Source organism: Actinomyces polynesiensis (assembly GCF_000820725.1).
GTDB lineage: Bacteria > Actinomycetota > Actinomycetes > Actinomycetales > Actinomycetaceae > Pauljensenia > Pauljensenia polynesiensis.
Genome location: NZ_CCXH01000002.1, coordinates 24,223 through 36,551 on the forward strand (window position 1 = coordinate 24,223; position 12,329 = coordinate 36,551).

Genomic DNA, 12,329 nt, shown 5'->3' on the forward strand with positions numbered 1-12,329 from the left:
CACGACGGATCGAAGGGAACCCTGATGGAGACCACAGCACACCGGCCGCGCCGCCCGGGAGCAGTGCGCGGCCCCGCGCGAGGCGCACGGGCTGCAGGACGTGCCCTCCCCACCTGGGCAGCACGTGCCGGGGCGATGCTCACCGGCCTCGCCCTCGTCGCCTCCGGGGTCGGGCTGGGGGCACAGCCCGCATCGGCGGAACCCGCGACGCCCGCAGCAGATCCCCTGGTCGTCGCCCAGCAGGACGACGTCACCTACCGGTTCGTGGAGGCCTCGGGCTCCGCACAGGGGTACGTCCTCGAACTCGACCGGGAGGACGTGCCCCAGTGGCGCACCTCGTCGGGCGCCGTGGGTGTCACCGTGCAGGGGTACTCCACCGTCAACGCTCCGTACGAGGACGTCACCACCCAGGGTGACACCCGTGTCGCCACTGCCAGCGTCACTGTCGGGGCAGGCACCGTGGTGGAGGTGAGCGACACCTACTCCTTCTCCGAGGGGACCCTGGAGATCGCCCGCACCTTCGACGTGACCGCGCTCGCGGCCGCGGACGCGGGGAAGGGGATCTCCCTCACCTTCCCCCTCGCCGACGCCACAGGGAAGGCACCCGGGTCCTACAAGTGGTTCTCCCCGGGCACCTGGTACGGCAATGACTCGATGACCTTCACGGACCGCAACACCATGGCCTTCGACGGGGTGGAGACCTCCCTACCGGTGGACGCCATGACCGCGCCCCTGGTGACCGCCTGGGACCAGTCCTCGACCTACGCCCTCACGCTGCTGGACCGCACCCCCGGCAAGCGGGAGACGATCGCGGCGGACAAGGACCCCCAGACCTCCAAGACACTGGTCGACGCGCGCATCAACCTCGCCAGCCTGGGGTTGCGGGCGCTGTCGGGCTCCGGCGGCGCGACCGAACTGTTCCAGACCTACCCGGGCACCAACACGAACTACCGCAACCGCTACTCCGGCAAACCCACCGCGGCACGCATGGTTCCGCTGTCCCAGGACCTGCACCGGGAGACGGGGATGGCGCTGCGCTACGGGAGTGCGGCGACGTTCGACGACATGGTCACCTCCGTGTGGCGTCAGGCATTCGCCGAGAGCGCCCGCACCGTGGACCGCGTCGACACGAAGACCCACTTCGACACCATGGTCGACTACATCTACAACTCCTACGGGACATCCGGCGGGAAGCGCGTCTACTCCACCAACTACGAGCTGCTCCAGACCTCCAGCGGGTTCCTGTGGCGACAGGCCGACCTGGCCTCGATCCAGTTGGCCCAGGGGTGGCAGCGCGGCGATGAGGAGATGAAGCAACGTGCCCGCAACGTGATCAACGACCAGATCACCAAAGGTGGACTCGTCTCCTCCAACCCCCGCACCCATGCGGAGGCCATGACGGCGGTCCTCAACGCCTACCTCACGGACCGCGAGCAGGGCACCGACAACCCCACCTGGTTGGCGACCGTGCGCGGCTACGGGGACGGCCTCGCGGCCACGCCGAGCATCTGGGCGGTGCCCGTGCTCCTGGACCTGGCGAGCACCACCGGCGAGGCCGGGTACCGCACCAAGGCCTTGGCCGCCGGGCAGGCCGCCTACCAGACCCAGTCCAAGGACATGTACTTCGTGGGTTCCCTGGAGGACTACAACGGCGGGCCCTCTGAGCGTGACCGTGAGATGGGTCTGACCTCCCTGGAGGCCTACATGGCCCTCTACCGGGACTCGACCACCGCGGGTGACAGGGCGAAGTGGCTGGGAGCCGCCCAGCTCGCCGCCGACTACTCCGAGACCTGGAGCTACGTCCAGGACCTGACCACGAACCCCGAGGACGCCTCGGCTGACCTGGTGATGTACGGCAATGACCACCTGCCGCCCTACGGGATCAGCCAGATCCATGCCGGCGCCGCAGGTGGGGACGTCGCTGCCGCCTTCTTCGTCACCGAGTACTACGAGCTGTGGGAGGCCACCGGGGACGAGCACTACCGGGACTTCGCCGTGTTCCTGGAGAAGAACTCCATGCTCTACACGAACATGGGGGACAAGTACGGCCAGATGGCTGACTCCGTGAAGGGATCCGGACTGGGCTTCACCAATGAGTACCTGGGCACGGCCGCCAACGACTACTGGAACAACAACCAGCGGGGCGACGGCAACCGCTCGAACATCGGGTGGGCCACGTACATGCTGGCGGGCATGACCCAGAAGACCCTGGACCGTCTCGGCCGCTACACGGTCGCCGAGCCGACGGTGTCCGACATCAACGGTCTCAACGCCTACTACCGACTGGTCAACCGGGCCACGGGCGAGGCACTCGATGTCAGCGACGCCTCACGTGCAGACGGTGCCGCCCTCACCACCACGCCCGTCGAGTCGTCCACAGGGGTCTCCACCCAGCAGTGGCTGCTGGAACCCCAGGGCGAGGAAGGACCCGGCGGCTTCAAGGTGGTCAACCGCTCCACCGCGAAGGTGTTGCGCCCCCAGGGTGATTCCACCAGCGTGGGTGCGGGAGCCGTCCAGAGCATCCCCATGCCGGGACAGCACCTGGGCTACACCTTCTCCCAGCAGGCCGACGGGAGCTACCTGGTCACCAACACCGCGTCCGGGAAGGTCCTGGAGCTCAACGACACCGACCCGGCCCTGCCGACGGTCCAGCAGAACACTGCCACAGGATCCGACTACCAGAGGTGGTACCTCCAGCCCGTCGGTGATCTCCAGATCCTGGACGCCACCGCCTCCCGGGTCCTGGGAAGCACCCAGGACGGGGTGTCACGCCAATCCTTCGACGACAATGCCACCACCGCCCAGCGGTGGAGCGCCGTGCCCTCCCTGGACGGATACGTCGGCCTGGTCTCACGTGACTCCGGTCTGGCACTGAGCGGGTCCGGTGCCACGCCCTCCCTCAGCGCCGCGGGCGCCCCCGACGTCCAGGGGTTCTCACCCGCACAGCAGTGGTTGGTCACGTTGCTCCCCGACGGCTACTTCACGCTGACCTCCCGGGAGGGCCGCTCGCTCGCCGTCGACGGGGACGAGGGCGTCGCCCTCGTCGATGCCGCCTCCGACGGTGCCGCACGTTTCCGGGTCACCACGGCCGGGCCCGCCACCGTGGACTCCCCGGCCAGTGCCGTGCTCAGTGACGCCGTCACCCTCACGGTCCTCCAGGGTGCGCGGGCCGAACTCCCCGACTCCGTCACGGTGCACCACTCCGACGGAGCCACGAGCACGGAGCAGGTCCAGTGGGACCTCTCCGGCCTCGACACCCGGGTCGCCGGCACCCACGACGTCACCGGGACACTGCCCGGCACGGGTGTCCCCGCACGCGCACGCGTGGTCGTCGTCCCCGAGGGTGACGTGACCGGCCTGCACACGGTGCACCTGGTCACCACCGTCGGCACCGTCCCCGTCCTGCCGGGTCTGGTGGTTGCCACCACAGCGGACGGGCGTGAGATCGAACTCCCCGTGACCTGGCAGGGCGTGGACTCCAGTGACTTCGCCGAGATCGGCGAGGTCACTCTCGCGGGGAGCGTGACCGGGTCCACGCTGCAGGCCAGCGCAGTCATCACCGTCTCGGAGACCCTCACACCCATTGCCGCGGTCCCCGTGGTGCAGGTGCGCACCCAGGCCGGCCAGCGTCCCGTCCTGCCCCAGGACATCGACGTCACCTTCACTGACGGGAGCCAGGGCTCGGTCCCCGTCCAGTGGCAGGGCGTGGAGGACACACAGTATGCGTCACCGGGCTACTTCACTGTGGACGGCACCACGCCGGGACACCAGGGTGTCGTGCGCGCCTACGTCACGGTTGCCCAGGTGCTCAACCCCTTCGGCACCGGGGGGGCGAACTGTTGGACGCCCGGCGGGGACGGGACATGGACTGCGGACGGCTCCCGACTGATCCACGGCGGCAACACAGCCAACAGATCCTCCTACGCCCACGTCTGCGACCCGGTCCAGGGTGGGGCGCTCACCCTGGCCGACGGTATCGTCGAGACCACGTTGAGCCTGACCTCGACCTACGGCAACGGTGGTCTGTGGGTGCGCTCCAGTGGCACCGACAACGACCGGGACGGCTACTACCTCGGAGTCGAGCAGCACACCACGAACTTCGTGGCAGGCAAGCAGGTCAACGGCCAGTGGAGTGACGCGATCCAGTGGGCCTACGCCGACACCGGCGTGAAGGGGTCCGAGTCGCGTCACCTGAAGGTGGTGGCCGACGGGTCGCAGCTGTCGTTCTTCGTCGATGACATGGGGGAACCAGTCCTGACCCAGGAGGACTCCTCCTTCGCGTCAGGCACCGTGGGGGTGCGGACCTGGCGCTCAGGAGCGGAGGTCACGTCCTTCGTTGTGCGTCCGCTCACCAGCGTCGTGACTGCCTCCGACACGGCGGTGACCACGTCCGTGGGCACGGCGCCCGCACTGCCGGCCACGATCAGTGCGTTGGACTCCGCGGGTGACGTGGTGTCGACACCGGTGACCTGGGAGACCCCCGACCCCGACCGCTACACCACACCGGGCTCCTTCACGGTCCGGGGCCGTCTCACCGGTCTTGACGTCACCGCCGTCGTCACGGTGGAGGACGCCGCAGCCGCTGCCACCGTGCGCGTGCCCCTGACCCTAACGCGGGTGGGAGTGGCACCGGTCCTTCCCGCGACCGCCACGGAGACGCTGCCCGACGGCACCACCCGTGACGTCGCGGTGACCTGGCCTCAGTTGGATCCCAGTGACTTCGCCGGGGCCGGGTCCTGGGTGGATGTCGGGGGAACCGTTGTGGGGTCCGCCGAGACGGTCACCGCACACGTGGCGGTGGCCAGCTACTCCGACTCCTTTGCCTCCACCGGGGTCGAGGGTTGGAGGACGTACGGCGGGACCTGGTCCACGACCGGACCGTCACTGGGCGTGAAGAGGGACACGGCCTGGGGTCGCGGCGAGAAGGCAGTGGCGGATGCTGCTGCGCCCGACGACCTCGTCTACCAGGCGAATGTGCGTGTGACCGAGGGCAACCAGGCGGGACTCCTGTTCCGCGTGAGCGACCCGGGCGTGGGCGCCGACACCTACCGCGGCTACTACGCGGGCATCGACACCACGACCGGCCATGTGATCCTCGGAAAGGCCGACAACGGGTGGACCTCGATCAAGGAGTCCGGAACGGTTCCGGGCATCGCATTCAACCAACCCGTGCAGTTGCGGGTGGTGGCGCGCGGCTCCCACATCCAGGTGTTCGCAGGTGACATGACCACCCCCGTCATCGACGTCGAGGACTCCAGCCACTCCAGCGGGTCGATCGGTGTGCGCGGTTGGAACAGTGCCTACCAGGTCTCCGACGCCCTGGTGTCAGGGGTTGCGGACGTGGTCTCGGTGGAGGAGGTCACCACCTCCGTCAAGGGCAGCGCTGCACCGTCCCTGCCCTCCACCGTACGCGTCACCTACGCGGACGGCTCCTCCGGGCAACTGCCCGTGGAGTGGGACCTCACGGAGGACCTGGACCGCACCCAGCCCGAGATCGTCATCACCGGTGCCGTGACGGGGAGCGACATCCCCGCCAGGGCCCTCGTGCAGATCCTGGGTGCCAGTGACATCACCAGCACCATGACCGTGTCCGTCTCGACCACCGTCGGGAGCGCCCCGGTGCTGCCCTCCACGGTCAGCGTCACCCGGGTGGAGGGTTCCGTTGCGGACGAGGACGTGACCTGGGACCAGATCGACCCGGCGCGTTACGCCCGGTCCGGGGCCTTCGTGGTCACCGGGCACCTCACGGACCACCCGGGTGTGGCCGCACATGCCCTGGTGTACGTGCACGAGGCCACTCCTGACCCTGACGAGATCGTCGAGATCACGCCGGTGGAGGTGGAGACCACGGTCGGCACCGCTCCCGGGCTGCCGGGCCTGGTCACCGCCGTCCTGGCCAATGGGACCACGCGGGAGGTGGCCGTGACGTGGGATGGCATCACCGCCCAGGAGTACGCCCAGCCAGGGGCCTTCGAGGTCCACGGACGCGTCGCGGGCACCGAGGTGAGGGCACTGGCCACCGTCACGGTGGTCGAGATCCCCGCAGGCACTGGGTCCATCGCCGTGGAGGCACGCATCGATGGAGCGGCAGCCGCGACGGCCCCGGAACAGATTCTGGCCGACGTGGTCTGCACGCTGGACGGCACTGAGGTGGACCTGGGGGACATGACGCGGGTCCCCGTCGCCACCGGAGGTGCGAGCGTACGCATCGACGGGATCCCGTTGGGTGCCCGGTGCACGGTGAACCAGCAGGGAGAGGTCGGCTCCTTCGGTGAGACCCGGCGCTCCTCGACCCCCGAGGGTGGGACGGTCACTGTGGAGCAGAGCGTCGCCGGTGGGGCCGAGGTGCCCGCCGGACAGCGGGTGGTCCTGGTCAACACCTACGACTGGTCTGCCGGTCTGTCCCTCACCCAGGTGGTGCGCGGGGAGGACGGCGCACCCGGGGTGGCGAGTGCGAACCTGGTGGGCGGTGCGAGTTGGATCGCCATCGGTGGTGGAGCCCCGGGTTCGGTGGACTATGCCCTGAGCTGCTCGACATCTGACGGTCGGCCCGTCGGGGTGGGTGAGTTGGCCTCATTCCGTCTGACGCACGGACAGGAGGTGCACCTGGGCGGAGCCACGGTCCCTGTGGGGACACGCTGCACCTTGGCTGCCCGGGGCGAGGACGCCACTCACACGGAGTTCGGGGTGGACCCTGCCTCAACGGTGCAGGCGAACTCCTCGGGCATCCTCGACCTGGTGCTCGGTGAGGACGAGGTCACCATCGTCGCCACGACGACCGTCGGGGCAGCCCAGCCCGGTGACGACGGCTCGCCTGATGGCAGTGGTGGCGAGAACGGTTCAGGCGGTCCCAGCACCGGCGCTGGCACAGGAGGACTGGCCCACACGGGTGCGGACTCCGTCTTGCTGATCACCTTGGGGCTTGTCGGCATGGTGCTGACGATCGCTGGACTGGCTCTCCTGTCCGGGCGTCGCAGGATCACTGTGGAGGGTTCGCTCCGCTGAGACTGGGCGTGGGGGGTCTGCGTCCCACAGGGACGCAGACCCCCCACTCCTGTGCCCGGGCACCTGGTTGCGCCCTCGTTCGGTGGCGGCAGTTCTGTCGACGCCGGGGGAACAGCGTCGTGGCGTCGGGGTGCGTCCAATGGCGTGGTGCACGGAGGGGGTGGCCGCGTCGCTGTGAACCCGGCGACGGTGACCGTGCGATCCTTCGAGAGATCTCTTCACGTCCATCTCGAAAGGGCCCCGACGATGCCCGTCGCGCCCGACGACATCGACCCTGCTCGTTTCCTCGGTGACCACCTCGCGCAGGTGTCTGCGGCTCTGCTGGGCGACCTGCTCGGCACGGTCATCAACCGGCTGCTGTCCGCGGACCAGGTCTGCTGAGCCGCCCTCGTCCCCGGTGCCGATGTCAATGCGTGCTCCCCGCCACCGGTGTGAGAGCGAGCCGACATCATCGTCCGAACAGGCGCGTGACCAGCCGGAGCCGACCGCGTGGACCGCTGGGCGTCCCTGCCCCGCATGGGACTTCGGACCCGGTGATGTCATGATGGGGTGATGACAACTTCGACCCGGCGACACACACGGACACGCAAGGACCCGGATGTTCGCCTGGAGGAGATCATCCAGGCGGCGACGAAGCTGTTCGGGGAGCGCGGGTTCTGGGCCACCTCCCTGCAGGACGTGGCCGACGAGTGCGACTTCACAGTCACCGGGATCCTCTACCACGTCGGCAGCAAGGAAGGCCTGATGCAGGCCGTGCTCGACGCCATGGACCAGAGGCTCTTCGCGGCCTGCGCCCACGAGATGGACCGCGACGGCGTCACCTTCGAACTGGGGCGTGGCGTCCCCGGGATCACCATCGGTCAGCTCTTCCGGATCCTCGTGCGCGTCACCGTCACGGACCCCGAGGCCGCCTACCTCTACTCCGTCATGGAGAACGAGTCCACCGACCCCGGCCACCCCGCCCACGCCTACTTCCGGGTCCGCGAGCAGGCCGCCCTCGAGAGCTACGCCTCCACCGTGCCCGAGGGAAACGGGGACCCGATGGGCGTGGCCCGGATGGCCATGGGGCTGCTCAGCGGACTCCACGTGCAGTGGCTGCGTGACCCGCACGGCGTGGACATGGTGGCCCTGTGGGAGGAGATCGTCGAGGAGATCCCCGTGCTCGCGGACCGGACCCCGGTGGGTCCCCGGCCGGTCGACGCCGAGGGGGGACCGCGGGAGGACGCCCAGGGGGAGTCGGGTGCCGTCCGGGGAGCAGGAGAGGGTGCGGAGAATGAGTGAGGAGACGACGGCGGACGGCACATCCCGCAGGCGCAAGCGCCTGAAGCCGGAGGAGAGGCAGGCGCAGATCCTTGGCGCCGCCGAGGAGCTCTTCGGTCACCATGGCTACTGGGGCACCTCCCTGCAGGACATCGCCAACCACTGCCACTTCACGGTCGCGGGGGTCCTGTACCACTTCGAGTCCAAGGAGGCCCTGCTCCGGGCGCTCCTGGACTCCCTCGACCGCGCCTACATCAATGACGCCACCCGCGAAGGAGGCGACAAGACCTCGACCTACCGACTGGGAGACCCGTTGGAGGGGGTGGATCTCGCCTCCATCTGCCGGGTCCTGGTGCTCATCTCCGCCAAGGACGTCTCCCGCACCAGGCTGTACTCGATGCTGGAAAATGAGTCCACCGATCCCCGTCACCCGGCCCACGACTTCTTCCTGCGCCGTGAGCAGCGTCTGCTCGACTCCTACGAGGTGATCGTGGCACGCACGGTCGAGAGGCCCCTGTCGATCGCGCGCATGGCCATGGGACTCATCAGCGGGCTGCGCGTGCAGTGGCTGAGGGATCCGGAGGGACTCGACATCCTGGCCATGTGGGACTCCATGGTGGAGGGCATCCCCCTGCTGCGCAGGGACGCTGACCGGTCCGGTGGCGACGGGAGCGACCCGGAGCAGGGATGATGCCCACGGACGTGGCCGGCTCGGCGGGTCGGCGCAGACCCATCCCGTGCACAGGGACGAAGGTCCCCCTAGAGTCGGTGAATGGAGACCACAACAGAGCGCAGGCGCACCCGCCTCAGGGCCGCGGACAGGCGTGACCAGATCATCGAGGCCGCCACGGCACTGCTGGGTCGGCGCGGATTCTGGGGGACGTCGCTGCAGGACGTTGCCGATGAGTGCGACTTCACCGTGACGGGGATCCTCTACCACTTCCACACCAAGGAGGACCTGCTCGAGGCCGTGCTGGACACGGTCGACTCCGACTTCACGGACTCCGTCATCCGGGAGCTCGCCCGGGCGGGGCCCGTGGAGGAGCGCGGCGACGAACCACCACCGCCCACGTCCGACCCGAGCGACACGGGGGTGTGGAGGCTGTGCCGCATCCTCATCCGCCTCGACGCCGAGAATCCCGGACGTGCCCGGCTCTACACCGTGCTCGAGTCCGAGTCGATCACCCCCGACCACCCCGCCCACGACTACTTCCTCAAGCGCGAGCAGAGACTGCTCGGGCACTTCCGGTCCACGGTGCCCCGCGGGGTGGAGGACCCCGAGGCGCTCGCACGCCGAGCCATGGCCGTGGTGAGCGGATTCCGCCTCCAGTGGCTCAAGACCGGCCAGGACATCGAGCCCGCCGAGATGTGGGAGCAGATGAACACCGCCCTGCGGGAGATGCTCGGAGCACCCGCGGCGCTCCCACCCGCACAGCCCACAGGGGTGGGCGTGTCGTCTCCATCCACAGGCAGTGGCGTCCGTGGAGCCGGGAGTGGAACGGGACGGATACCTTCTCATCAGTGACACGGACCGGGATCACGAGGAGAATGGGGGTATGTACATGTCGGCGGAGATCCTCACGACGATCGCCAGCGTGGTGGCCCTGCTCCTCACGCTCGCGTCGGGCTTCGCTTGGGTCGTCTCCCACGTGAGCAAGCAGATCAGCCACCTCGACACCAAGCTCAGCGGCGAGATCCGGGCCCTGGACGAGAAGATGGAGAGACGGTTCGAACAGGTCGACGAGCGGTTCGAGGCCTCGGACAGGTGGATCGACGAGCGGTTCGAGGCCTCGGACAGGAGGGTCGACGAGCGGTTCGATCGGATGGACGAGCGGTTCGATCGGATGGACGAGAGGTTCGAGCGGTTGCAGCGTGAGCTGACCGAGGTCAAGATCGCAGTGGCGAGACTTGAAGGTCCGCGCCCCCGGCTGATCGAGGTCCACTGAGAAAGGGGTCCCGCAGTCAGCACCCAGAAGGAATTGCTGGATGGTTCGGTAGGTGATGCTGTTGACCCCGGGTGGGCAGGGACGCCCTCGTCAATCCGGACCCCACCACACGGGCGCGCCCACCCACATGGCGGAACCCGCGACGGGGGGCCCGGCGGGGCGGGGACAATGGCGCCCATGACGACGACGACGCTCAACCTTGCAGTGATCCCCGGAGACGGAATCGGTCAGGAGGTGGTGCCCGAGGGCCTGAAGGTCCTGGACGCCGTGCTGGCGGGGTCGGGGGTGGAGGTGGCGCGCCACGTCTTCGACCTGGGGGCGGGACGGTGGCACCGCACCGGTGAGGTGCTGCCGGAGGCGGACCTGGAGGCCATCAAGACCTGTGACGTGATCCTGCTGGGTGCGGTGGGTGACCCCTCGGTGCCCTCGGGCGTCCTGGAGCGCGGGCTCCTGCTCAAGCTGCGCTTCGGGCTGGACCAGTACGTGAACCTGCGCCCGAGCGTCCTGTACCCGGGGGTGCCGACCCCGTTGGCGCACCCCGGTGAGATCGACTTCGTGGTCGTGCGTGAGGGTACCGAGGGCCTCTACGTCGGCAACGGCGGGGCGATCCGGGTGGACACGCCCCACGAGGTCGCCACGGAGGTCAGCGTGAACACCGCCTTCGGGGTGGAGCGTGTCGCGCGTTATGCGTTCGAGATGGCCGCCGCGCGTCCCGCGAAGCACCTGACCCTGGTGCACAAGCACAACGTGCTGGTCAACGCCGGGGGACTGTGGGCGCGCACGGTGGAGCGGGTGGGGGAGGAGTTCCCCGAGGTGGCCCACGACTACCTGCACGTCGATGCGGCGACGATCTTCCTGGTGACCGACCCGGGGCGCTTCGACGTGATCGTCACCGACAACCTGTTCGGGGACATCCTCACCGATGAAGCCGGTGCCGTCACGGGAGGGATCGGTCTGGCGGCGTCGGGAAACATCAACCCCGAGGGTGCCTACCCCTCGATGTTCGAACCCGTGCACGGCTCCGCCCCCGACATCGCGGGGCAGGGGAAGGCGGACCCGACGGCGACCATCGCCTCGGTGGCGCTGATGCTGGACCACCTGGACTACCCTGCGGAGGCCGAGCGGGTGCGTGCGGCGATCCGGGTGGACATGGAGGCCCGCGCCGCCGCCGCGCAGGCGGGGGAGCCGCTGGTGCGTTCCACCTCGCAGGTGGGGGATGCGCTGAGCGCCCTCGTCCGCTGAGGCGAGGGGCGACGGCCACGGCGGCATCCCCGGCCCGATCCGCCACAAGGAGCGGTGGCGCAGTGGTGGAAGTGGAGACATGACCCCCGCATCGACGCGCGTCTCGGCTCGCACCCTCGACGATCCGCGCCTGCGCTGGGCGCTCTCGGGGATCGTCGTCCTGGTGCTCGGGACCGCGCGCGGAGCCCTCTGGGACCTGCTCCTCGGTGAGGTGTCGGACAAGGTCGCCCTGGCGTTCTGGACGGTCCAGGGAGTGGCCATGGTGCTGGGGTGGCTGCTGTCCGGCGCCCTGGTCCTCGCCGCGACGCTGTGGGTGTCCCCGCTGGGGGGCGACGACGTTCGCCGCAGCATCGGGTGGTGGGCGGCGCTGGTCGCGCTCGACGCCATCTGGCGCCTCGTGTTGGTCCCGATGGATCTCCTGTGGGTGGAGCCCTACCTGGGGCCGGCTGTCGGCGCACTCGCGGTGTGCGCGGTGCTCGCTTCCCGTCGCAGCCCACTGCGGAGCTACCTCGGTTCGGCGCTGACCGCCGGTCTGGTGCTGGCCCTCCTGACCTGGACCAGCGGAGCACCGGGTTTCAGCATCTTCTTCGCGAGCCAGCACCGCATGCTCGCCGAGTCCGTCTTCAACGCGGCCGTGCTCCTCGCAGTGGCGGCGGGATGCGCGGTGGGTGTGGGGATCGGGCGGGTCCGGCGGGTCGCGTTGCCCTGAGCCAATGGCAGGGCGGTCGGGGTGCCGTCGGGTTCGTGAGCTCGACGGATAGACCCGCACCGCGAAGGAGGCATGGGCGCCGGGCCACCCTCGTCCTGCCGGCGGGCACGACGGAACCGTCCTCCCGTGCCTGTCCGCAGCGAAACTAGACTGGTCCCACACGGGAA

At 69.3% G+C, this 12,329-nt stretch carries 8 protein-coding genes; all 8 read left to right on the plus strand.

Annotated elements, in window-relative coordinates:
• Positions 1-24 precede the first annotated feature (24 nt).
• Complete coding sequence (locus TA90_RS00100; RefSeq protein ID WP_147513284.1) at positions 25-7,005, plus strand: Ig-like domain-containing protein; 6,981 nt, start codon at positions 25-27, stop codon at positions 7,003-7,005.
• A gap of 246 nt (positions 7,006-7,251) precedes the next feature.
• Positions 7,252-7,386, plus strand: coding sequence for a hypothetical protein (locus TA90_RS15710; protein ID WP_269419909.1), 135 nt, complete (start codon positions 7,252-7,254; stop codon positions 7,384-7,386).
• Positions 7,387-7,557: 171 nt separating this feature from the next.
• Positions 7,558-8,286 carry a TetR/AcrR family transcriptional regulator gene (locus tag TA90_RS00105; protein ID WP_052450296.1) on the plus strand — a complete coding sequence of 243 codons (729 nt, stop codon included), beginning with the start codon at positions 7,558-7,560 and terminating at the stop codon, positions 8,284-8,286.
• Complete coding sequence (locus TA90_RS00110) at positions 8,279-8,956, plus strand: TetR/AcrR family transcriptional regulator (RefSeq protein ID WP_043533998.1); 678 nt, start codon at positions 8,279-8,281, stop codon at positions 8,954-8,956. The genes TA90_RS00105 and TA90_RS00110 overlap by 8 nt, the downstream gene beginning before the upstream one ends.
• Before the next feature lie 81 nt (positions 8,957-9,037).
• A complete protein-coding gene (locus TA90_RS00115; RefSeq protein ID WP_052450297.1) occupies positions 9,038-9,790 on the plus strand; it encodes a TetR/AcrR family transcriptional regulator in 753 nt (250 codons plus the stop codon).
• Between the two features lie 31 nt (positions 9,791-9,821).
• Complete coding sequence (locus tag TA90_RS00120; protein WP_043534000.1) at positions 9,822-10,211, plus strand: hypothetical protein; 390 nt, start codon at positions 9,822-9,824, stop codon at positions 10,209-10,211.
• A gap of 177 nt (positions 10,212-10,388) precedes the next feature.
• Entirely contained in the window at positions 10,389-11,453 is a 1,065-nt protein-coding gene (locus tag TA90_RS00125) for a 3-isopropylmalate dehydrogenase (protein WP_043534001.1), read from the plus strand.
• A 79-nt stretch (positions 11,454-11,532) separates the two neighbouring features.
• On the plus strand, positions 11,533-12,162 hold the full coding sequence (locus tag TA90_RS00130) for a hypothetical protein (RefSeq protein ID WP_043534002.1): 630 nt from the start codon (positions 11,533-11,535) through the stop codon (positions 12,160-12,162).
• Positions 12,163-12,329 lie beyond the last annotated feature (167 nt).